The organism is Allobosea sp. Tri-44, from assembly GCF_004123845.1.
Lineage (GTDB): Bacteria > Pseudomonadota > Alphaproteobacteria > Rhizobiales > Beijerinckiaceae > Allobosea.
Genome location: NZ_NBDP01000030.1, coordinates 188534 through 209759 on the forward strand (window position 1 = coordinate 188534; position 21226 = coordinate 209759).

The following is a 21226-nucleotide window of genomic DNA, read 5'->3' on the forward strand; positions in this document are numbered from 1 at the left end:
CTCCTTTTGGCCGTAACTCACCCATCGGGCGCCTGCAGCAGCGCCTCGACGCGATCCTTCGCCTCCGGGATGCCGCCGGACTGCGCCCTCGCATAAAGCTCGCGCGCCCTCGTCACTTCGCCGCGCGTGCCATAGGTCCCCCAGGCGGACAGGATGCGGGGGTCGTAGGTTTCCGCGAGCATGAAGCTTGCCCGGGCACTGCCCGTTTCGACTGCGCGTTCGAGCACGATCCGGGCAGAACCGATGTCGCCTTGACCGAGCAATGCGCTCGCCCGAGCGAGCAGCCGCGTCGCGTCCGGGCTGTTCCGGGGCTCGGCGGCCATCGGTTGCCCCGTCACGGCGACGGCCACAGCCTGCGGCGCTTTGGGACCCTCGCCGGCCGACGCAGGCTCGGCGGTCGCACGCCCTGCCGGGCGCAGCGATGCCAACTCCTGTGCCATGGCTGCGGCGCGATCGTGCTCCTGCTGGAGAGTCTGGCGGAGCTCCATGATCGTGCTCTCGCTCGCGCGCCCGAGCTGGTCCGCTTCGTTGCTTGCCCTGCGCACCTGCACCGCCTGCGCTTCGATCTCCCGCTGTGCCGCCGACAGCTCAGCCGCCAGAGCGGCGCGCTGTGCGCGTTCCTGATCGAGCGCCTGGCGATATTGCGCGGTGTTCGCGGCCTGCTCCTGTCGCGCGGCTGCGGCCTGAGCGAGGGCAGCCGTCTTCTGCCGTTCCAGATCGAGAGATTGCGCGGCCCTTGCTGCCTCCGCCTGCCTGAAAAGGCCCGTCTCCTCGCCCGCCTTGCGCAATTGCACGGCTTGCGACTCGACATCGCGCCGCGCCGCAGCCAGCTCCGCCGTCAGTGCGGCACGCTGGGCACGCTCCTCGTCGAGCGCCTGGCGATGCTGCATCGTGTTTGCGCTCAAGGCCTGTCGCGCCGCGACTGCCTGCGCGAAGGCAGCCGCCTTCTGCCGCTCCTGCTCCAGCACCTGCCCCGTCTTTGCGGCATCCGCTTGCCTGAGCTGCCCCGCCTCGTCGCTGGCCTTGCGCAACTGCGCCGCCTGCGCTGCGACCTCGCGCTGCGCGCCCGACAGCTCGGCCGCCAGCGCTGCACGCTGCGCGCGTTCCTGGTCCAGCGCCTGACGATGTTGCGCCGTTATCGAGCCCAGCTCCTGCCGCACGGCCGCCAGTTCCTGCGCAAGGGGGGCTGCCTTCTGCCGCTCCTGCTCGAGCACTTGCGTGGCCTTTGCGGCATCCGCCTGCCTGAGCTGCCCCGCCTCGTCGCTGGCCTTGCGCAACTGCGCCGCCTGCGCTGCGACCTCGCGCTGCGCGCCCGACAGCTCGGCCGCCAGCGCAGCACGCTGCGCGCGTTCCTGGTCCAGCGCCTGACGATGCTGCGCCGTTATCGAGCCCAGCTCCTGCCGCATGGCCACCAGTTCCTGCGCAAGCGGGGCCGCCTTCTGCCGCTCCTGCTCGAGCGACTGTGCGGTCTTTGCGGTCTCTGCCTGCTTGAGCTGCTCGATTTCGTCGCTTGCGCCACGCAGCTGCAGCGCCAGCGCCTGCAAGTCGCGCTGCGACACCAATAGCTGGTCTGCCAATGCGGTGCGCTGCGCACGCTCCCCATCAAGCGCCTGACGATGTTGCGCCACGGTTGCGGTCAGCTCCTGCCGGGCGGCGGCGGCCTCCTGCGTATAGACGGCGGTTTTGTCCTGCTCCTGTCGCAACGCCTGTTCGCTCTTGGCGGCGTCAGCCCGCAATTGCGCATTCAGGATCGCGATGGCGCTGCGTGCCTCGGCCAGCTCTCGCGCCGCGGCTCCGGCCTGCTCCTGCCTCGGCAATCGCTGGGCCTCCGGTTCCGGATTGCTCGGCGGCGGCATCGCGGCGGTGACGGTCGGGGCTTCGCCGGGCGACAGCGCACGCTCACCGAGCTGCGCGGGATCCGGTCGGTCTGCGTTCCGGGGGACCAGGAGAAGCAGGAGCGCCGCCGCAACGCCGCTCGCCAAGGGGATGAACCGCCGCGGCCTCCGGCCGGCCCGGGAGCGGCCGCGCGGTCCGTCAGGTTTCGCCGGAGGTGTCGGTCGGGTACCGGACGCTTCGGTGCGGCCGTGCTGGGCGGACGGCGTTCCCGCCACCCACGGCCCCGTCCAGTGAGCGGTATCGATGGGCAAGCCGGCGTCATTCTTGACGATGGCGCCTTTCCCATCTCCCGATGCGCTTTCGATCACGTCGCGCATGTGGCTGACGCCTTTTGGTCGGCGGCTTGGCGCGCCCCCGCGAACCAGGTCACTTGCAAATTCGTTGCGGCCGACACCAACGGAGCCGTCTGTCTCCAGACGTCTGCGAGAGCGTCGACCTCGCCCTCGTCCCGGTCGAGCTGACCTCAGATCCGAAAAGACCAGAAGACGAGCATCGGGGCAGGAGGCGGCCCCGGTGGGGTACTCCGCCCAAGCAGCGGTTTCGCGTGGTGCGAGCTAATCGCTCACACCCTCGCGCGCGGCGATCGTCATGCAGGTCGCCGTCAGCATGGCGCAGAGCTTCGCCTTGCCCGCCGTCACGGCGAAGACCTCGGCCATTGCGAGCGTCAGGGTGCGGCCGGCCTTGACCACCCTGCCCTTGGCGACGAGCTCGTCACCGGTCGCCGGCGCCAGCAGGTTGATCTTGAACTCGGCGGTGAGGACACCATTGCCGGCCGGCATGGTGGTCAGCGCGGCGTAGCCGGCGGCGCTGTCGGCGATGGTCGAGACCGCACCGGCATGGACGAAACCGTGCTGCTGGCAAAGATGGGCCGAGACCGGCATCACGATCTCGACCTCGCCCGGTGCGACACGGACGAGCCGAGCGCCGAGTGTCGTCATGAAGGCCTGCTTGCCGAAGCTCGCCTCGATGCGGGCGACGAGGGCGGGATCGATCACAGCGTCAGCCTGCATCCGCTCATTCCGCCGCGATCGCGGACGGGACTTGCCGCTCGACATGGGCAATCGCAGCGCGCAGATCGGCAAGGCCCGCCCCCGCCGCGACGCAGTGCTCGGAGAGATGGCGGCGGAACAGGCGCGAGCCGCGCCGACCCGGGAACAGCCCGACGAGATGGCGAGTGAAGGCGTGCAGGCGCCCTCCCCGTTCGAGATGAGCTGCGATGAAGGGCTCGAGCGCTTCCAGCATCTCGAACGCGTCTGCGACCGGCGCGTCCTCGCCAAAGAGCAGCGGGTCGACCGACAGCAGCACTTCAGGATTCTGGTAGGCCTCGCGGCCGAGCATGACGCCGTCGAGATGCTCGAGATGCGGCAGCCATTCCTCCGGCTGCCGGATCCCGCCGTTGAGCGAGATGATCAGATCGGGATTTGCGGTCTTGAGGCGATAGGCGCGCTCATAGTCGAGCGGCGGAATCTCGCGGTTCTCCTTGGGCGAGAGCCCCTGCAACCAGGCCTTTCGGGCATGGACGACGAGCGCATCGACGCCGGCCGCGCGCACGGCCTCGGTCAACGCATCGAGCGCCGCTTCCGGATCCTGGTCGTCGACACCGATACGGCACTTCACCGTGACGGGGATGGCGACCGCCGCCTTCATCGCCGCGACGCAATCGCCGACGAGCGCCGGCTCGCGCATCAGGCAGGCGCCGAAAGCACCGCCCTGGACGCGGTCGGACGGGCAGCCGCAATTCAGATTGATCTCGTCATAGCCGAAATCGGCGCCGATCTTCGCTGCCTCTGCCAACAGCACCGGGTCATTGCCGCCGAGCTGAAGCGCGACCGGATGCTCGACATCGTCGAAGCCGATCAGCCGCTCCCGGTCGCCGCGCACCACCGCCTGCGCCGTCACCATCTCGGTATAGAGCAGGGCGCGGCGCGACATCAGGCGATGGACGATCCGGCAATGCCGATCCGTCCAGTCCATCATCGGCGCGACGGAGAAGCGCCAAGGGCCGATATCCGCCAATTTCCCGGGTTCTACGGGCATTTCGTTCACAGCCACTCGCCGCTCAACGTTCAATTTCTTACCATTTCGGCCCATTCGCTATCCGATTACGGCAAATGTCACAAATCTGACGACAGTGCTGAAAATGGGCACACTCATCCAATGGCCTCGGAAGGATGGGACAGTCGCCTATATGGCGCAATTCGGACGAGTGTGCGGCCTTGCAACGAGACATACTCCGACCGCGCTGACTTGTGCATGTTGCATAGGCTATCGCGGGTGTTTTCTTGGCGGCCGCGAGCATCACGCTGTACTACTGTCCGCGCCGCCTAGACGAGCGGAAATGCGCTTCCGCCGAGGCTTGCTCACTCTTCCTCAGGTCGATCCGAAAAATCGTTCCCCCCACTCGTCGCCTTTCGCATTCCCTGCCTGAGCGCCTGGACGGTCTGGTTGAGTTCGATCATCTGCGGGATCTCGAAGCCGGAGTTGCGCAGCAGGGCGTCGGTGAGGCAGCCGGTCTTCGGATAGAGCTCCTGGCCCTTGGCGGTCAGATAGACCTCGACCAGTCGCTCGTCGATCGTGCTGCGCCGGCGGCTGAGGAAGCCGGCAGCCTCGAGGCGCTTGACCGCCGGCGTGATCGTGCTCGGCTCGAGCGCCAGGCGCTCGCCGATGGCGCTGATCGTCAGCCCGTCGACCTCCCAGAGCGCGCTCAGCACGAGATATTGCGTGTAGGTCACGCCGAGCGCATCGAGCATCGGCTTGTAGACGCGCTGGATCGCCAGCGAGGTGGAGTAGATCGAGAAGCAGAGCTGGCCGTCGAGCGGCAGCGTCGGGGCGTCGGTCATCGTCATTCTCCGGTAGCGGGTCATCAATAAACGGCTCGCATCTCGAAAATCAATATCGCGATAAAGAAAGCGCTTTACAAGCCCGGAGTGGCCGTGTAGAAGAATATATATCGCGATAATGATTGTCGCGAACGAAACAACGGAAGGAACCCGCCATGACCAAGTCCCTGATCGCCGCTGCTGTCTCCCTCGCTGCTTCCCTCGCCGGCACGCCCGCTTTGGCCGCCCCTGCCGTGAAGAACGTCGTCCTCGTCCATGGCGGCTTCGTCGACGGCTCCGGCTGGCAAGGCGTCCATGACGTCCTCAAGGCCAAGGGCTACAACGTCACCATCGTGCAGAACCCGACCACCTCGCTCGCCGACGACGTCGCCTTCACCAGGCGGGCGATCGCCCAGCAGGACGGCCCGGTCGTGCTTGTCGGCCACTCCTATGGCGGTGTCGTCGTCAGCGAGGCCGGCACCGATCCCAAGGTCAAGTCGGTCGTCTACATCGCCGCCTTCGCCCCCGACGCCGGCGAGTCGGTCTCCTCGCTGATCGCCAACCCGCCGCCCGGCGCCGCCGTCCCGCCGATCCTGCCGCCGGTCGATGGCTTCCTCATGCTCGACAAGGACAAGTTCGCCGCGTCCTTCGCCGCCGATGTCGACGCCAAGACCGCCGCCTTCATGGCCAACTCGCAGGTGCCCTGGGGCGTCGCCGCCCTGACCGGCGCCGTCACCAGCCCGGCCTGGAAGGTCAAGCCCTCCTTCTACCTCGTCGCCACCGACGACCGCATGATCCCGCCCCCGGCCCAGCGCCAGATGGCCAAGCGCGCCGGCGCAACCATCACCGAGACCAAGGGCAGCCACGCCCTCTACGTCTCAAAGCCAAAGGTCGTCGCCGACATCATCGAAAAAGCCGCAGCAAAGTGAGTTCGCACGGAAGCGGCCGACGAACCAGCCGTCACTCCGTCATCGAGAATGAGGCGGGTCTGCACAGACCCGCCTCACGGCTTACTAGCCCGCTATCTGGGGGATGACCGGCGCTTCCGGGAGGCGTTCAGCCGGGCATTGCAGACAATCTGGCAGTCCGGAACTCGCTTGAGCATCGACGGCTACCTCGCCTCGCGCAGCTCGTGACAGGCATCGTCAAGTTCTGGGGCGGACTGGCGTTCGGTCCGTTTCTCAGCTTCAGCGCCGGATGCGGACATCGAGACCATCAAGCCCATTCCGCCGGGCGGCAACCGGGACTGTGCGTGACGCAGCGCAGATCGGTCAAACCCATCCGCCGTCCACGACATAGTGCTGCGCAGTGCAGGCCGAGGCCTCGTCCGACGCCAGGAAGATGGTGACGCGCGCGACCTCGTCGGGACCGAGCCGGCGCTTCAGACACTGACGGCGCATGAGTTCGGCCTCGCTCTCCGGCGTCAGCCATTTCTCGATCTGCCGCTGCGTCATGATCCAGCCGGGCGCGATCGCGTTGACGCGGATGTTGTAGGGGCCGTAATCGCGCGCCAGCGAGCGCGTCAATCCGATCACGCCGGATTTGCTTGCGGTATAGGCGGCCATGCCGCCCTGGCCCGCCATCCATGAGGTCGAGCCGAAGTTGATGATCGCGCCGGCATTGGCCGCCTTCATATCCGGCAGAACCGCCTGTGCGGCGAAGAACTGATGCTTCAGATTGACCGCGATCCGCTGGTCCCAATACTCCGGCGTCACGGTCTCGGTCGGATGCCGCTCGTCATGCGCGGCGTTGTTGACGAGAATCTGGATCGGGCCGTGTGCGGCGCGAGCCTGGGCGACCCCTGCCTGAAGCGCAGGAATATCGGTCAGATCAACCTCATGGAAATGCGCGGATGAGCCGGCCGCCGTCAGCTCCGACGCCAGCGCCTCGCCGGCGGCGCGCTGGATGTCGAACAGAATGACGGTCGAGCCCTGCTCGGCGAAGCGGCGCGTGATCGCGGCGCCGATGCCCAAGGCCCCTCCGGTGACGAGCACGACCTTCTTCGCAAGGTCCGAATACAGGGCAGCCATGGTCCACTCCTTGGTCGATTCAGGGCAAGCAGGGCACCCGGCGCCGGGCGCAGCCGATGTTGCGATCATGCCGGGCCGGGCAGACGACCGGATCAGCGGCCAAACAGCTTGAGCGCGATCTCGATGCTCGGTGCCCTCAGTATTTCCATGCTGGTCCAGCGCGTGCCTTCGATGATGACGACCGTCATCGCTGCGCTCGCAGCATTGGCATCGCGTGCGACGATCGCATCGAGAATGGCGCGATGCTGGCGCAGCGCGAGGGCGAAGCGCTCGGGATCGTCGACCGGCGCGCTCAGCGCGAAGGCCGCTGCGAGCGCCGTCTCGATCACCGAGCCGATCGAATGCAGGAAGGGATTGCCGGACGCGTCGAGGATGGCGCGGTGGAAGGCGAGATCGGCCGAGGTGAAGCCATCGCGCGTCTGGTCCGGCGGGCCCATGCGGCGCCAGGCGGCCTCGATCCGGCAGATGTCCTCGTCGCTGCGGCGTAGCGCGGCCGATGCCGCCGCCAGCGGCTCGAGTGCCTGCCTGATGTCGAACAGATTCTCGAAGAAGGGCGCGTCGGCCCCGCGCTGCAACCGCCAGCTCAGGATGTCGGCGTCGAACATGTTCCAGCGCTTCTCTTCGAGAATGCGCGTGCCGACCTTGGTCTTTGGCTCGATCAAGCCCTTGGCGGCGAGCGTCTTGAGCGCTTCGCGCAAGACCGAGCGCGAGACGGAAAAGCGCTCTGTCAGGTCGGCGTCGCCCGGCAAGGTGCTGCCGATCGGATACTGGCCGGCGACGATCCGGCGCCCGATGCCGTGCACGACGAGCTCGTGCGCGGAACGGGAGGGCATTGGCAGGGCCAGGGCAGGCTGCGACGAATTCATGATGCTGGCGGACCTCTTCGCCCGGGCACGCCGGGCAGCGCCCGGCCGCCCGTGAAGAGCATCGCAGGGTCATTTCTTCTTGTTGTAGACATCGATTGAAACCGCTGCGAGCAGGACCAGGCCCTTGATGACCTGCTGATAGTCGATGCCGACGCCGAGGATCGACATGCCGTTGTTCATCACGCCCATGACCATGGCGCCGATCACCGCGCCGGTGACCTTGCCGACGCCGCCGGACGCCGAGGCACCGCCGATGAAGCAGGCGGCGATGACGTCGAGCTCGAAGCCCAGGCCCGCCTTCGGCGTCGCGGTGTTGAGGCGCGCGGCGAAGATCAGCCCAGCGAGCCCGGCGAGCACGCCCATGTTGACGAAGGCCAGGAAGGTCAGGCGCTCGGTCTTGATGCCGGAGAGCCTCGCCGCCTTCTCGTTGCCGCCGAGCGCGTAGATGCGCCGGCCGATCACGGTGCGGTTGGTGACGAAGGCGTAGAGGGCGATCAGCAGGAACATGATCACCAGCACGTTCGGCAGGCCGCGATAGGTCGCGAGCTGATAGCAGAAGGCGAGGATCAGCAGGGCGAGCAGTGCGTTCTTGGCGGCGAAGAGCGTGAAGGGCGTGGTCTCGACGCCGTGGCGGAGTTGGTTGTTGCGGCTGCGCAGGCTGAAATAGATCATCACGACGACGCAGGCCGCGCCGAGGAAGAGCGACGTCAGATTGAAGGCTTCCATGCCGAACAGGTCGGGAATGAAGCCGGAGGAGAGCTTCTGGAAGGTCGGCGGGAACGGGCCGACCGACATGCCGCCGAGCAAAGCGAGCGTCAGCCCCTTGAAGACCAGCATGCCGGCGAGCGTGACGATAAAGGATGGCACGTGGAAATAGGCCACCCAATAGCCCTGCGCCGCGCCGATAAGCCCGCCGACGATCAGGCAGATGATGATGGTCGGCACGAAGTGGAAGCCGTAGCGCACCATCAGCACCGCAGCGAGGCCGCCGACGAAACCGACCACCGAGCCGACCGAGAGATCGATATGCCCGGCGACGATCACGAGCAGCATGCCGAGCGCCATGATGACGATGTAGCTGTTCTGCAGGATCAGGTTGGTGAGGTTGAGCGGCTTCAGCAGCGTGCCATTGGTCATGAACTGGAAGAACAACATGATCGCGAGGAGCGAGAGCAGCATGCCGTAATCGCGGAAATGCGACTTGATGAAGCTCAGCGAGGACGCGCCCTTCGAGCCGCGCACATCGTCGGTCAGGCTCGTATCCATCAGCGTCTCCCCGATCTCATAATGGCTTGCATGATCTTTTCCTGGGACGCCTCCGCGGCGTCGAGCTCGGCGACGAACGCCCCTTCGTTCATCACATAGATGCGGTCGCACATGCCGAGCAGCTCCGGCATCTCGGAGGAGATCATCAGCACCGCCTTGCCGGCCTCGGCCAGCTGGTTGATGATCGTGTAGATCTCGTACTTCGCGCCGACGTCGATGCCACGCGTCGGCTCGTCTAGGATCAGCACCTGCGGGTCGGCGAAGAGCCATTTGCTCAGCACGACCTTCTGCTGGTTGCCGCCGGACAGGTTGACGGCCTGCTGGTAGACGCTGGGACTGCGGATCCTGAGCTTGTCCCGATACTCGTTGGCGACGGCAAGCTCGCGCATCTCGTCGATCACGCCGCGCTCGGCGACACCAGCCAGATTGGTGAGGGTGATGTTCTTGCAGATGTCCTCCTCGAGGACGAGGCCGAGGGATTTGCGATCCTCGGTCGCGTAGGCAAGGCCGCTGGCAATCGCGCGCTCGACCGTGCCGACATCGATCGCCTTGCCGGCGAGCTTCGCCATGCCGCTGATCTTCTGGCCATAGGAGCGGCCGAACAGGCTCATGGCGAATTCGGTGCGTCCCGCCCCCATCAGCCCGGCGATGCCGACGATCTCGCCGCGGCGGATGCTGAGGTTGACGTTCTTCACCATCTGCCGCTCGGCGTGGATCGGGTGATGGGCGGTCCAGTTCTCGACCTCGAAAAGGACTTCGCCGGGGCGGCTCTCCCGCCTGGGGTAGCGATCGGCCATCTCGCGCCCGACCATGCCCTTGATGATGCGGTCCTCGCTGACCGCCTGCGCGCGGCAGTCGAGCGTCTCGACCGTCGCGCCGTCGCGCAGCACGGTGATCGCATCGGCGACCTTGGCGATCTCGTTGAGCTTGTGCGAGATCAGGATCGAGGAGATGCCCTGCCGCTTGAATTCGAGAAGCAATTCGAGCAGCGCGTCGCTGTCGCTTTCGTTCAGGCTCGCGGTCGGCTCGTCGAGGATGAGCAGCCTGACCTTCTTCGACAGCGCCTTGGCGATCTCGACAAGCTGCTGCTTGCCGACGCCGAGCGTGGTGACCAGTGTCTCCGGCTTCTCTCTCAGCCCGACCTTGGCGAGCAACTCCTTGGCGCGAGCCGAAACCGCCGACCAGTCGATGACGCCATGGCTCGCCTGCTCGTTGCCGAGGAAGATATTCTCGGCGATCGAGAGCAGCGGCACCAGGGCAAGCTCCTGGTGGATGATGATGATGCCGAGGCTCTCGCTATCGGCGATGCCACGGAACTGGCGCTCCTGCCCGTCGAAATGGATCGCACCGGAATAGGAGCCGTGCGGGTAGACGCCGCTCAACACCTTCATCAAGGTCGATTTGCCGGCACCATTCTCGCCGACCAGAGCGTGGATCTCGCCTGACCTGACGGTCAGGTTGACGTTATCGAGCGCATGCACGCCCGGAAACGTCTTGGTGATCCCGCGCATGTCGAGAATCGCTTGCATCAATCCATCCCGCAGCGAAGGGGGCGCGGGCAACAGGAGCCCGCGCGGAGATGGCGAATGGATCCGGCGCGGCGAGCGCGCCGGCTCGGCTCACTTCACCTGGTTCTCGGTGTAGTAGCCGCTGGCGATCAGCGTCTCCCGCCAGTTCGAGGCGTCGACGCTGACCGGCTTCAGCAAATAGGACGGCACGGTCTTGACGCCGTTCTCATAGGTCTTGGTGTCGTTCACCTCGACCTCCTTGCCCGAGAGCGAGGCGTCGACCATGTTCGCCGCGATCTTGGCGAGTTCGCGCGTGTCCTTGAACACGGTCGAGGTCTGCTCCTTGTTCAGGATCGACTTGACCGACTGGACCTCGGCATCCTGCCCGGTGATCACCGGCATGGCCTGCTTGCCGCTGCCGTAGCCGACGCCCTTGAGCGAGGAGATGATGCCGATGCTCAGGCCGTCATAGGGCGAGAGCACGGCGTCGACGCGCTTGTCGGCGTAGTAGGCGCTGAGCAGGTTGTCCATGCGGGCCTGTGCGACCGCGCCGTCCCAGCGCAAGGTCGAGACCTTGTCCATGCCGAGCTGGCCGCTGCGCACCACGAGCTTGCCGCTCTTGATGTAGGGCTCCAGCACCGACATCGCGCCGTTGTAGAAGAAATAGGCGTTGTTGTCGTCAGGCGAGCCGCCGAAGAGCTCGATGTTGAACGGCCCCTTGCCTTCCTTGAGGCCGAGCGCCTTCTCGATATAGCTCGCCTGCAATACGCCGACCTGGAAATTGTCGAAGGTCGCGTAGTAGTCGACATTCTTGGAATTGCGGATCAGGCGATCATAGGCGATCACCTTGACACCCTTGCTCGCTGCCTGCTGCAGCGCATCCGACAGGGTGGTGCCGTCGATGGCGGCGATGACCAGGACCTTGACGCCCTTGGTGATCATGTTCTCGATCTGGGCGAGCTGGTTGGGGATGTCGTCGTCCGCATATTGCAGATCGACGCCATAGCCCTTTTCCTTGAGCGACTTCACCATGTTGTCGCCGTCGGCGATCCAGCGCGCCGAGGATTTGGTCGGCATCGAGACGCCGATCGTGCCCTTCTGCTGGGCTTGGGCCAGCGGTGCAAAAGCGAAAGCGCCAAGGGCAAGCGCCATCATCCATCGGACTGCCTTCATGCGTCTTCTCCCAGATTGCTCTGTGGCTCGACTCTTTGGTCGACCGATCCAATTAGTCATATAATATGCCATCGGACGCAGCCATCTGGGCAGAGCCTGCGGCGCCTGTCAATCGTCAGCTTTCTCCCGCGATGCAGTTCAGGGATGATCGCCCCGTCGTTTCGAGCAGATCGACGCGGACGAGGGAAAACTCCCGTGAGTGTCCCTTATCGGCCGAGCCGCCTGCTCAGGCGCACATCGCGATGGCATCGTCCCGGGTCTCGCAGACCGTAAGGATCTGCAGGAAGCCGCTGATCGCAAAGACCTCCTTCACCGAGGGCGCGAGGCCGGCCAGGACAACCCGGCCGCCGATCTCCTTCATGCGCTTGGCGACGACGAGGAAAACGCGCAGGCCGGCACTGGAGACATAGCTCAGCCCCGAGCAGTCCAGGACAAGGCGCGTAGCCCCGTCCCGAATCTCGGCCACGATGGCGGCTTCCGTCTCGGTCGCGTTGATGCTGTCGAGCCGGCCTGTGAGCGACAGGACGCGCATCTCGCCGATGGTCTGCGACTCCATCATGAGCCGTTGCTCTCCTGTGGCGGCGGATAAGGCCGGAACTGTTCGTTCAGGGTTGAATTCCGGCAGCCGTCACCGGTTGCGGCGGCAAGAGAAGGGTCAGCGTGATGACGTTGCGATCATCGTCGCGGCGGTAATCCACCTCGTCGATCAGCGTACGGACGAAATGGATGCCGAGACCACCGATCTTCCGGTCCTCCAGCGCAGCGGCCGTGTCGGGCTCCAACACCGAAAGCGGGTCGAAGGCCGCGGCGCTGTCGATCAGCTTCACCACGACGCGGTCATCGTGGCGGCGCATCTCGATGTCGATGACGCCGTCCTTCTGCTCGGCATAGCCATAGGCGATCGTGTTGGTGATCAGCTCGTCCAGCGCGAGGTTGAGCTTGAAGATCATCGGCTGCGGCAGCTGAAGCGAATCGGCCAGATAATCAATCGCATCGGCGAGGCGCCGAATTTCATGCGTGTCGCTGCGAAGGACGACATGGATACCGCGCGCCAGCATTCAACGCCCTTCGATCGGCGATTATCATTCGCCTGTGACGCTAGGGGCCGATTGCGAAACTACGTTGACATCGATGAGGCCGACAGCGCCTTCCTCTTTCTGTCATCGATGCCGCTTTACTGTGTCCCGCATGGACACCCACAGCCTCGCCTCCCCCGACCTGTTCGCCCGGCGCTTGCGCGATCTCTGCGGTGAGCTCGCCCGCGGCGACTACGACAATATCGACAGCCTCTTCGCCATGACGGCGGATGTCGATGCGCCTGAGACCGTGCGCGAGCTCGCCGAGGCCTTCGGCAGCATGGCCGTGCAGATCGAAGCTCGCGAATTCCGGCTCGGCGGGATGCTGGCGGAGCTCAAGGAGGCCAATCGACGGCTGGAGGACGCCAACCGCCACATCGCCAGCGAGAACGCCGACCTCAAGACCAAGGTGCAGCGCCTCGCCATCGAGATCGACCAGACGCGCAAGGAGCGCGAGGTCGAAGCCATCGTCGAGACCGACTATTTCAGGGCGCTGCAGGAGCGTGCCCAGGCAATGCGGCAGCGGCGCGAAGCCGGCAGCCCGGAGAAGGGCGAGCGGGCATGACCATCATCGTCTCGACGCATTCCTACCGGGGTGGCACGGGCAAATCCAACACGACGGCGAACATCGCCGCACAGCTGGCGCGGCGCGGTCGGAGCGTCGCCATCGTCGACACCGACATCCAGTCGCCGGGCATCCACGTCCTGTTCGGCATCGAGCCGGATCGGCTGCGCTATACGCTCAACGATTATCTCTGGGGGCGCTGCCGGATCGAGGAAGCCGCTCACGACGTCACCGACCGGCTGGCCGAGGCGGTTGCGGGTGCGACGGGCGGAACCGTCATGCTGGTGCCGTCGAGCATACGACCCGGCGAGATCGCACGGGTCGTCAAGGAAGGCTATGACGTCAACCTGCTCAATGACGGCTTTCAGGATCTCTCGCGCGCACTGGCGCTCGACTACCTGCTGATCGACACTCATCCCGGCGTCAACGAGGAGACGCTGCTCTCGATCGCGATCTCCGACACGCTTCTCCTCGTGCTGCGGCCCGATCATCAGGATTATCAGGGCACTGCCGTCACGCTCGACCTCGCCCGCAGGCTCGGCGTGCCGCAGTTGCTGCTGATCGTCAACAAGGTGCTGCCCTCGCTCGATTTCCGCGAGCTCTCCGACCGGATCGCCAGCACCTATCGCGTGCCGGTCGCAGCCGTGCTGCCGCTCAGCGAGGACATGGTCCGGCTCGGCAGCGGCGGGCTCTATTCGCTGCTCGCGCCGACATCGGCCTATGCCGACGGCATTGCCGCGATCACGGCCCTGGTCGACAGCGATCGTTAGAGCGCCGCAATCAGCCGAACAGCGCCCGCGCGAAAGCCGAGGCGTCGGCCGGACGCTGCTCGCGCTCGAAGGCCAGCGCTGTCGTCACCGCCTGCCAGACTCTGTCCTCGACATCCACTGGCCTCATCGGCGACAGGCCCTGCTCCCGCACCTCGATCGCCGCCTTGCCGTCGAAGGGGTGACGCCCGGCGAGCAGTTCATAGCTGATGCAGCCCAGCGCATAGACGTCGTCATCCGCCCGGCGCCCAGCCGTCTCGATCATCTGCGGGCTGGCATAGGCCGGGGTCAGCCCGCCGAGCGATGTCGGATCGAAACCTCCGTCGCGTGCGGCGCTTGCGATCCCGAAATCGAGCAGCTTCACACCACCTGCCGTCAGGAACACATTCGCCGGCTTGATGTCGGCATGGACCACGCCGCGCGCATGCGCATGGGCAAGGCCGGCGCAGAGGCCACTGAGGATGTCCCTGCCCTCCTCCCAGCCAACCGCGGTCGGACCGGCGCGGGCGATACGCTGATCAAGCGGCTCGCCCTCGAGCAGTTCCATGACGATGAAGAGATGGCCGCCATCGCGCTCGAAATCATGGATCGTGACGATGTTGGGATGCGCGAGCTCCTGCGCCCGGCGCGCCTCGGCTTCGATCGTGCGCAGCGCCTCGGGATGATGGCGGAAATCGCCGCCGAGCAGCTTCAGCGCGACATAGGGCTGGTGGCGCATCGCCTCGAGCCGCCGCCGGTCGACAGCGCGATAGACCGTGCCCATGCCGCCCCGGCCGATCTCGGCATCGAGGATGAAGCGGTCCTTCAACATGGCGCCGATGCCGATCTGACGCGTTTCGCGCCGCGGATCGAGCTCGAAACGCCGGGCGCGGCCGGCCTCGGCATTGCTGGCGTCCCGCCGGAAGCGCAGGCTGCGGAAATCAGCGAGGCTGGCGTCCAGCGCCGCATCGGAGTGGGCTTCGCTTGTGCGGTTGCGACCCCGCAAGCCTACGAAATCGCCGATCAGCGCATTGACGACGACTTCGTCGACCTTGTCGCGGATGGTGCCGGCGGGCGGCAACGGCATGGCCGGGTCGGGCGCGGGCAGGCGCGGCGGGCCGAGTGGGACGGTCGGCGGGTCGAGTCCGGCAGGATCAACCGCGCTGGCCGACGGACCGCCGTCCAGCTCACCGGCGAGAAGGGCTGCGAGATCGGCGGGTAGACGCCCCTCGTTCGCCCAGCTCTCGAGCCGCGCCAGGACCGGCAGCGCCGTGCCGTCGCCAAACACAAGACTCTTCAGCGCCGCGACGAGCCGCTCGAACGGCATCCTCCCCGAGACGAAGGCGTTGAGGGCGCGATCCGCCTCGTCCGCCCTATCCATTGACCCTTCCTCTCGGCCCTGCCGTGCTCATGGCGTCCTGATGGCGTAGCGCTGCAGCTTCTCGACCAGGCTACGGCGCGATATCTGCAGCAGGCGGGCGGCCCGGCTCTGGTTCCAGCCGGCTTCGCGTAAGCGATTCTCGATCACGATCGCCTCGTATTGCCGCACCGCCGAGCGTAGGCTGGCGTTGCCTTCGGCCGCCGGCGTCTGCACGATGATATCGGGCGCCGCCCTGGCGAGTTGGGCCGGCAAGTGCTTCAGATCGATGCGCTCGTCGCCATCGATCAGGAGAGCGGCGCGCTCGGCCATGTTCTTCAGCTCGCGGACATTGCCGGGATAGCGCCAGCGGCAGAGCGCATCGAGCGCCCGCGGCGTCAGTGCGAACCCCTCGCGGCCATGCGCCTGGGCGATGCGCCTGAGGAAGAAGTCGATCAGCAAGGGGATGTCGGAAGGCCGCTCGCGCAGCGGCGGGATCGTCACGGGGAAGACGCTGAGCCGGTAGTAGAGATCCTCGCGGAAGGTGCCCTGCGCGATCTTCTGGGGCAGGTCGAGATTGGTCGCGGCGATGATGCGGACATCGACCTTTTCGAGCCTCGTGTCGCCGAGGCGGCGTACCGAGCCCTCCTCGAGCAGGCGCAGGATCTTGGCCTGCAGCGGCAGCGGCATGTCGCCGATCTCGTCGAGGAAGAGCGTGCCGCCATTGGCCTCGTGTACCAAACCCTTCTTGTCGGCGAGTGCACCCGAGAAGGCGCCCTTGCGATGGCCGAAGAGCTCGCTCTCCAGCAACGTCTCGGGCAAAGCCGCGCAGTTCTGGGCGACGAAGGGCCGGTCCCGACGCTTGCCGAGGCGATGGACCGCATTGGCGAAGACGTCCTTGCCGGTGCCGGTCTCGCCGAGCATCAGCACCGCCACCGACGAGGAGGCGGCGCGGCGCGCCAGGTCGAGCGCCGCCTGGAAGGCCGGGCTTTCGCCGACGACCTGCTCCTCCCGTGGCGCGGTCATCACCTTGAGCCGCGAATTCTCGCGGGCGAGGTCGGCATTGCGCCGGTCGAGCTGGCGGATAAGTTCGCGGTTCTCCTCGAACAACCGGGCATTGGTGATCGCAACGGCGGCATGGGCGGCGAAGGAGCCGACAACGCGCTCAAAAGCCGTCGGTAGCGCGCCGATCTCACCTCCCGGCGTCAGCTGCACATTGATGAGCTGGAGCACGCCGAGGGTAACGCCCTCGACGTTCCAGAGCGGCGCGACCACGAAGGAGCGCGTGCGATAGCCGGTGCGCTCGTCCTGCTCGCGCAGCCGCGAAAAATCGAAGGCGCTATAATCGTAGACATCAGCGAGATTGACGATCTTGCCGGTGACCGCCGCGAAGACATTGGCGTCGCGCAGATTGAACGCGTTGCCCTCGGCATAGACGGGGATTTCGCTGGCGAGCGCCGCGGCATCGGGCGCGACATCGTTCTGGCCGACGAGGCCGTGCAGATGCCGGCCGGTCCGGTCGAGCACCAGCACACGCCCGCCCTCGGCGCGCGTCAGGCGTCGCGCCGAGTTGACCACGGCCCCGAGCAGGGCCTCGAGGCGACGCTCGGTGGCGAGCGTCGTGGTCAGCTCGATCAGCTCTTCGGCGACCGAGAGGGGGTCGTGCATGGGGTGGGCTCGCGCAGCACCGTCACTCGGCCGCCTGCGCCACCGGCTCGGAGCCCGGCAGCGTGAAGCGGTAGGTAAAGTCCCCCTCAGGACCGATGTCGACCGACAGGCTCTCGGGCGCATGCTCCTCGCCCATCCGGCCGATGATCTCAGTCGCGATCTCCGGCAGCAGCGTGCGGTTGACGATGTGATCGATGTTGCGGGCGCCGGTGTCGACGTCGGTGCAGCGCGCCGTGATCGCCTCGACGACGGCGTCCGAATAGTGGAACGCCATCTTCTGGCTCTCGCGAAGACGCTTGCCGACCTTGTTGAGCTTCAAGCGGACGATCTCGCCCATCACGTCCGGCATCAGCGGATAGAACGGCACGACCTGCATGCGCGCCAGCAAGGCGGGCTTGAAGTGCCGGTTCAGCGTCGGCCGGATCGCCTCCGTCAGCTCGGCCGTGCTCGGCTTCTCTTCCTGCGTGCCCAGCGCGGTGATGATGTCGGCGGCGAGGTTCGAGGTCAGGATGATCACCGTGTTCTTGAAGTCGATGATCCGGCCCTCGCCGTCGGCGAGCGTGCCCTTGTCGAAGACCTGGTAAAACAGGTTCAGCACCTCCGGATCGGCCTTCTCGCACTCGTCGAGCAGCACGACCGAATAGGGCCGCTGGCGCACCGCCTCGGTCAGCAGGCCGCCCTCGCCATAGCCGACATAGCCGGCGGGGGCGCCGACGAGCTTGGAGACGGTGTGCTTCTCCTGGAACTCGGACATGTTGATGGTGACGAGGAAGCGCTCGCCGCCGAAGAGCAGGTCGGCAAGCTGCGTCGCGAGCTCAGTCTTGCCGACGCCGGAGGTGCCGACGAAGAGGAAGACCCCCATGGGCTGGCCGGGATTGTTGACGCCGGCCTTGGCGGCACGCATGCCCTCGTCCAGCGCCGAGACGGCATGGTCCTGGCCCTTGATACGCTGGCGCAGATTGGCGGACATGCCGAGGATGGCGGCGGCCTCATCCTTGACCATGCTGCCGACCGGAATGCCGGTCCAATCCGAGATCACCTGGCCGACCGCATCGGCGGTGACCTCGTAATGGATCATCGCCGTCTTGCCGCGAGCCTTCTCCAGCTCGGCGACGACCTGCTGCAACTCCTGCTCGGCCGCCTCGCGCAGATCGCCGGCCGCTTCGGCCTCCTCCTTGTCGCGATCGTCATCATCATCGTCGCCGTCGTCATCATTGTCGGCGGATTTCGCTTCGAGCGTCGCGATGCCATCGGGCCCAAGGCCAAGCTCGCGGCGCAAGGCGACGATGCGGTCGACCAGCGCCTTCTCGCGCTCCCATTGTACGATCGCCTCGGCCTTCTCGGCCTCGATCCCGGCGATCTCCTCCTCGACTTCGGCGATGCGCGGATTGTCCTTGCCCAGCGTACTGCGGTCACGCTCCAGCGCGGCGAGCTCGCGGCGCAGCGTCGCGATGCGGCGCTCCTGATCGTCGATGCTGGCCGGCTTGCTGGAGAGCGAGAGCTTCACGCGGGCGCAGGCGGTATCGAGCACGTCGACCGCCTTGTCGGGCAATTGCCGGCCGGAAATGTAGCGGGCCGAGAGGTTCGCGGCGGCGGCGACGGCGTCATCGCGGACATAGACGCCATGGCTCTTCTCGTAAGCCGCGCGCAGGCCGCGCACGATGGTGATCGCCTCCGTCGGCGAGGGCTCGTCGAGCTTGACCAGCTGGAAACGGCGCGCCAGCGCCGGGTCCTTCTCGAAATACTTCTTGTATTCCGACCAGGTCGTGGCCGCGACGGTGCGCAGCTCTCCCCGAGCGAGCGCCGGCTTCAGCAGATTGGCGGCATCGCCGCCACCCGCCGAAGCGCCGGCGCCGACCAGCATGTGCGCCTCGTCGATGAAGAGCACGATCGGCTTGGGCGAGGCCTTGACCTCGTCGATGATGCCCTTGAGCCGGTTCTCGAACTCGCCTTTGACGCCGGCGCCGGCCTGCAGCATGCCGAGATCGAGGCTGAGCAGCTCGACATTCCTGAGGAAGTCCGGGACGTCGCCTTCGGCCATCTTGAGCGCGAGGCCCTCGACCACCGCGGTCTTGCCGACGCCGGGATCGCCGACGCAGATCGGGTTGTTCTTGCGACGCCGGCCGAGGATATCGATCATCTGCCGGATCTCGCGGTCACGGCCGAAGACGGGATCGATCTTGCCCTTGCGGGCCTGCTCGGTGAAATTGATGGTGAAGCGGGCGAGCGCGCCGTCGGGCGGAAGGACGCCGTGGCCGGCCTGGCCAGAGGCTCCACCGGGTGCCGCCGCGGGGACGGTCGGCTCCTCGGCCGAGGGTGCGACGATGTCGCGGAACCTGGCCTTGAGCTCGGAGAGCGGGATTGCCCGCAGCGCCTCGAACCAGTCGGCCATCGCGTAGCGGCTGGGGTTGGCGAGCAGCGCCGCGACGATCGCCCCCGAGCGAATCTGCTGCTGGCTGAGCTCGATCGAGCTGATCAGCCAAGTATCGGTGAGCAGTTCGATGAGCCCCGGCGAGAAAACAGGCCGGCCGGTATTGCCGGTCTTGAGGGTTTCGGTGGCGCGCTGAAGGCCACGCTTGAGACCGGAGGCGTCAAGCCCGAACTGCTTCAGGATGATGCCGAGGTCGCGCTGCTCGTCCTCCGACATCACCAGCAGGAGATGCTCGACCGCCACCTCGTAATGGCCGCGGCCGACGCTGTGGCCAGCTGCCGTTTCGAGCGCCCGCTTGACGTAAGGATTCAGCCGCCCGAGCAGCTGCTTGAGATCGACCTGGACCATGGTGAAACGCCCCCTGCCTGGCGCCTGGCGCCGGATGTCGCGCCGGGCTTGAGGCCCGGTCTGCGCGATGGCGTACCTCACAGCGTCGAGGTGACTGGCCGATGACATCTACGTCACCGTGCCGTTGCAAGATCCCCGGCAAGACCGCCGCGCAGGGGCTGCGCGGCGGCCGAATATCGCCCGATCAGGCGCTCTGCCAGGAATCCTCACCCTCGGTCGAAGCCTTGGTGTGCTTCCAGGTCACCTTCTCATAGGTGAAGGACCAGTCTTCCATCGGGCGCAGATGGTCGTTCGCCTGGGTGACGGTCAGCGGCAGGTAGGATTTGCCTTCGCAAAGCTTGGCGTTCTCCCACTTGAACTCGAAGAACTCCTCCGGCTCGCCGAGGCCGGCGGTGTCCGGGCGGTAGAACTTGCAGACGATCTCGGTCAGCGTCTCGCCCTTGGCCAGCGCCTGCCAGAGCAGCGGCGAGGACCGGTCCATCAGCTTGGTGAAGGTGACCGGCTGGTGGACGCGGGCGCCGGAGGTGAAGCCCGACTTCGGATCGCGCGGGTTGATCACGCCGCTGGTGAAGGAGAGCACGGTGATCTCGTTGCCGTGCTTGTCGTATTTAGCGCCGGCGCCAGCGCTCTTGATCGTGCTGGCCTCGCTGGAGATGTCCCCCTGCTTCTGGCCCTTGATGGTCATATAGGCGTCGAGTGCCATTGTTCTCTTCCCTGGAATTCGCTGCTCCGGCTCAAGCCGGCGTCCTTGCTCGGCAAGGGGCGTACCAAGTAGAAGAAATCACCTATCCTGTTGATCTAATTTTGATAAACCTGTTTGCGTCACTGCCGTGACTGCGCAGTTTCCTGCGCTCATTCGGCTAACTGCGCAGGCGCGCGCTCACCGGGTGGGCCTGCCATATCAAAGGGAGCCGGCGATGCCGGAACCTTTCTCGTCTCATCTTCACCGTCATTCCGGCCGCAGCGAAGCGGAGCGCCGGAATCCATCGTAGAGCGCCGAGGCCTACGATGGATTCCGGAGCTGCGCCGCTCTCGCGGCTTGTCCGGAATGACGCTTCGATCGGATCGAAAGAATTCTGGCCATGCCGATGGTGGCCACGTCACAGCCGCGTCAGGGGCGCGTTCGCCCGACGGCTTCCAGCCGGCTGTCACAGGCGAGGACGGCGCGCGTCACCAGGTCGACGACGAGATCGGCGCTGACGCGATAGCCCATATCGCCGGCGACCATTTCCCCGCTGACATGGATACCGGCGCAGGCGCGGCGTTCACGCTGCGTCTGTGCCGCCGGGCTCGCCGACAGCCTGATCCGGACCTGCCGGCCGTCCGGCAAGACAGTCTCGCGCCAGCTCTCGCCCGGCACCGGCACCAGATGGAAGCCGAACGCCTCCCCGGGGAAAACCTGGGTCCGCACCGCCTCGTGGACGAGCGCGGCCAGCGGATCGAGTTCGCGTGTCGGTGGCTGCCAGATCATCGCCGA

19 protein-coding genes are annotated in these 21226 nt (G+C 66.2%); 3 read left to right on the forward strand and 16 right to left on the reverse strand.

Going from position 1 to position 21226, the window contains the following annotated elements:
• Positions 1-17 precede the first annotated feature (17 nt).
• From B6S44_RS17385 to B6S44_RS17400, 4 genes are all read right to left on the reverse strand, one after another.
• Complete coding sequence (locus B6S44_RS17385; RefSeq protein ID WP_129158144.1) at positions 18-2213, reverse strand: coiled-coil domain-containing protein; 2196 nt, start codon at positions 2211-2213, stop codon at positions 18-20.
• A 237-nt stretch (positions 2214-2450) separates the two neighbouring features.
• Positions 2451-2906 carry a PaaI family thioesterase gene (locus tag B6S44_RS17390; RefSeq protein WP_129158145.1) on the reverse strand — a complete coding sequence of 152 codons (456 nt, stop codon included), beginning with the start codon at positions 2904-2906 and terminating at the stop codon, positions 2451-2453.
• Between the two features lie 4 nt (positions 2907-2910).
• A complete protein-coding gene (gene dusA, locus B6S44_RS17395) occupies positions 2911-3933 on the reverse strand; it encodes a tRNA dihydrouridine(20/20a) synthase DusA (RefSeq protein ID WP_129158146.1) in 1023 nt (340 codons plus the stop codon).
• Positions 3934-4256: 323 nt separating this feature from the next.
• The gene (locus B6S44_RS17400) at positions 4257-4736 is read right to left on the reverse strand and encodes a MarR family winged helix-turn-helix transcriptional regulator (protein WP_129158147.1); all 480 of its coding nucleotides are present in this window, start codon (positions 4734-4736) and stop codon (positions 4257-4259) included.
• 155 nt (positions 4737-4891) lie between these two features.
• On the opposite strand from B6S44_RS17400, the gene B6S44_RS17405 reads away from it, so the two are divergent.
• Positions 4892-5644, forward strand: a complete 753-nt coding sequence (locus B6S44_RS17405) for an alpha/beta hydrolase (protein WP_129158148.1) — start codon at positions 4892-4894, stop codon at positions 5642-5644.
• A gap of 342 nt (positions 5645-5986) precedes the next feature.
• Here B6S44_RS17405 and B6S44_RS17410 read toward each other — a convergent pair whose 3' ends face one another.
• The 7 genes from B6S44_RS17410 to B6S44_RS17440 form a co-directional block, all read right to left on the reverse strand.
• Positions 5987-6745, reverse strand: a complete 759-nt coding sequence (locus tag B6S44_RS17410) for an SDR family NAD(P)-dependent oxidoreductase (RefSeq protein WP_129158149.1) — start codon at positions 6743-6745, stop codon at positions 5987-5989.
• A gap of 92 nt (positions 6746-6837) precedes the next feature.
• Positions 6838-7578 (reverse strand): FadR/GntR family transcriptional regulator, encoded by a 741-nt coding sequence (locus tag B6S44_RS17415; protein WP_164985870.1) that lies wholly within the window; start codon positions 7576-7578, stop codon positions 6838-6840.
• Between the two features lie 102 nt (positions 7579-7680).
• Positions 7681-8877, reverse strand: a complete 1197-nt coding sequence (mmsB, locus tag B6S44_RS17420; RefSeq protein WP_129158151.1) for a multiple monosaccharide ABC transporter permease — start codon at positions 8875-8877, stop codon at positions 7681-7683.
• Positions 8877-10406 (reverse strand): multiple monosaccharide ABC transporter ATP-binding protein, encoded by a 1530-nt coding sequence (gene mmsA / locus B6S44_RS17425; protein ID WP_129158152.1) that lies wholly within the window; start codon positions 10404-10406, stop codon positions 8877-8879. Before mmsA ends, mmsB begins: the two co-directional genes overlap by 1 nt.
• Before the next feature lie 90 nt (positions 10407-10496).
• Positions 10497-11558, reverse strand: coding sequence for a multiple monosaccharide ABC transporter substrate-binding protein (chvE, locus tag B6S44_RS17430; protein WP_129158153.1), 1062 nt, complete (start codon positions 11556-11558; stop codon positions 10497-10499).
• A 226-nt stretch (positions 11559-11784) separates the two neighbouring features.
• Complete coding sequence (locus tag B6S44_RS17435) at positions 11785-12117, reverse strand: STAS domain-containing protein (protein WP_126112968.1); 333 nt, start codon at positions 12115-12117, stop codon at positions 11785-11787.
• A gap of 46 nt (positions 12118-12163) precedes the next feature.
• Positions 12164-12616, reverse strand: coding sequence for an ATP-binding protein (locus B6S44_RS17440; protein ID WP_129158154.1), 453 nt, complete (start codon positions 12614-12616; stop codon positions 12164-12166).
• A gap of 130 nt (positions 12617-12746) precedes the next feature.
• On the opposite strand from B6S44_RS17440, the gene B6S44_RS17445 reads away from it, so the two are divergent.
• Both B6S44_RS17445 and B6S44_RS17450 read left to right on the forward strand, forming a co-directional pair.
• Positions 12747-13199, forward strand: a complete 453-nt coding sequence (locus tag B6S44_RS17445) for a hypothetical protein (RefSeq protein ID WP_129158155.1) — start codon at positions 12747-12749, stop codon at positions 13197-13199.
• A complete protein-coding gene (locus tag B6S44_RS17450; RefSeq protein WP_129158156.1) occupies positions 13196-13969 on the forward strand; it encodes a MinD/ParA family ATP-binding protein in 774 nt (257 codons plus the stop codon). Before B6S44_RS17445 ends, B6S44_RS17450 begins: the two co-directional genes overlap by 4 nt.
• Positions 13970-13979: 10 nt before the next feature.
• Here B6S44_RS17450 and B6S44_RS17455 read toward each other — a convergent pair whose 3' ends face one another.
• The 5 genes from B6S44_RS17455 to B6S44_RS17475 all read right to left on the reverse strand — a co-directional run bounded on the left by B6S44_RS17455 (position 13980) and on the right by B6S44_RS17475 (position 21220).
• Positions 13980-15326 carry a serine/threonine-protein kinase gene (locus B6S44_RS17455; RefSeq protein WP_129158157.1) on the reverse strand — a complete coding sequence of 449 codons (1347 nt, stop codon included), beginning with the start codon at positions 15324-15326 and terminating at the stop codon, positions 13980-13982.
• A gap of 27 nt (positions 15327-15353) precedes the next feature.
• A complete protein-coding gene (locus B6S44_RS17460) occupies positions 15354-16970 on the reverse strand; it encodes a sigma 54-interacting transcriptional regulator (RefSeq protein ID WP_164985871.1) in 1617 nt (538 codons plus the stop codon).
• A 22-nt stretch (positions 16971-16992) separates the two neighbouring features.
• Entirely contained in the window at positions 16993-19857 is a 2865-nt protein-coding gene (gene tssH / locus B6S44_RS17465) for a type VI secretion system ATPase TssH (protein ID WP_248309632.1), read from the reverse strand.
• 76 nt (positions 19858-19933) lie between these two features.
• Positions 19934-20452, reverse strand: a complete 519-nt coding sequence (locus B6S44_RS17470; RefSeq protein WP_126112974.1) for an Hcp family type VI secretion system effector — start codon at positions 20450-20452, stop codon at positions 19934-19936.
• A gap of 408 nt (positions 20453-20860) precedes the next feature.
• A complete protein-coding gene (locus B6S44_RS17475; protein WP_129158159.1) occupies positions 20861-21220 on the reverse strand; it encodes a hypothetical protein in 360 nt (119 codons plus the stop codon).
• Positions 21221-21226: the final 6 nt, after the last annotated feature.

What these genes read in the sequence shown, in the direction of transcription:
- B6S44_RS17385 (WP_129158144.1), bottom strand. Translation starts at nt 2,213, where the DNA reads ATGCGCGACGTGATCGAAAGCGCATCGGGAGATGGGAAAGGCGCCATC.
- B6S44_RS17390 (WP_129158145.1), bottom strand. Translation starts at nt 2,906, where the DNA reads ATGCAGGCTGACGCTGTGATCGATCCCGCCCTCGTCGCCCGCATCGAG.
- dusA (WP_129158146.1), bottom strand. Translation starts at nt 3,933, where the DNA reads ATGCCCGTAGAACCCGGGAAATTGGCGGATATCGGCCCTTGGCGCTTC.
- B6S44_RS17400 (WP_129158147.1), bottom strand. Translation starts at nt 4,736, where the DNA reads ATGACCGACGCCCCGACGCTGCCGCTCGACGGCCAGCTCTGCTTCTCG.
- B6S44_RS17405 (WP_129158148.1), top strand. Translation starts at nt 4,892, where the DNA reads ATGACCAAGTCCCTGATCGCCGCTGCTGTCTCCCTCGCTGCTTCCCTC.
- B6S44_RS17410 (WP_129158149.1), bottom strand. Translation starts at nt 6,745, where the DNA reads ATGGCTGCCCTGTATTCGGACCTTGCGAAGAAGGTCGTGCTCGTCACC.
- B6S44_RS17415 (WP_164985870.1), bottom strand. Translation starts at nt 7,578, where the DNA reads ATGCCCTCCCGTTCCGCGCACGAGCTCGTCGTGCACGGCATCGGGCGC.
- mmsB (WP_129158151.1), bottom strand. Translation starts at nt 8,877, where the DNA reads ATGGATACGAGCCTGACCGACGATGTGCGCGGCTCGAAGGGCGCGTCC.
- mmsA (WP_129158152.1), bottom strand. Translation starts at nt 10,406, where the DNA reads ATGCAAGCGATTCTCGACATGCGCGGGATCACCAAGACGTTTCCGGGC.
- chvE (WP_129158153.1), bottom strand. Translation starts at nt 11,558, where the DNA reads ATGAAGGCAGTCCGATGGATGATGGCGCTTGCCCTTGGCGCTTTCGCT.
- B6S44_RS17435 (WP_126112968.1), bottom strand. Translation starts at nt 12,117, where the DNA reads ATGATGGAGTCGCAGACCATCGGCGAGATGCGCGTCCTGTCGCTCACA.
- B6S44_RS17440 (WP_129158154.1), bottom strand. Translation starts at nt 12,616, where the DNA reads ATGCTGGCGCGCGGTATCCATGTCGTCCTTCGCAGCGACACGCATGAA.
- B6S44_RS17445 (WP_129158155.1), top strand. Translation starts at nt 12,747, where the DNA reads ATGGACACCCACAGCCTCGCCTCCCCCGACCTGTTCGCCCGGCGCTTG.
- B6S44_RS17450 (WP_129158156.1), top strand. Translation starts at nt 13,196, where the DNA reads ATGACCATCATCGTCTCGACGCATTCCTACCGGGGTGGCACGGGCAAA.
- B6S44_RS17455 (WP_129158157.1), bottom strand. Translation starts at nt 15,326, where the DNA reads ATGGATAGGGCGGACGAGGCGGATCGCGCCCTCAACGCCTTCGTCTCG.
- B6S44_RS17460 (WP_164985871.1), bottom strand. Translation starts at nt 16,970, where the DNA reads ATGCACGACCCCCTCTCGGTCGCCGAAGAGCTGATCGAGCTGACCACG.
- tssH (WP_248309632.1), bottom strand. Translation starts at nt 19,857, where the DNA reads ATGTCATCGGCCAGTCACCTCGACGCTGTGAGGTACGCCATCGCGCAG.
- B6S44_RS17470 (WP_126112974.1), bottom strand. Translation starts at nt 20,452, where the DNA reads ATGGCACTCGACGCCTATATGACCATCAAGGGCCAGAAGCAGGGGGAC.
- B6S44_RS17475 (WP_129158159.1), bottom strand. Translation starts at nt 21,220, where the DNA reads ATGATCTGGCAGCCACCGACACGCGAACTCGATCCGCTGGCCGCGCTC.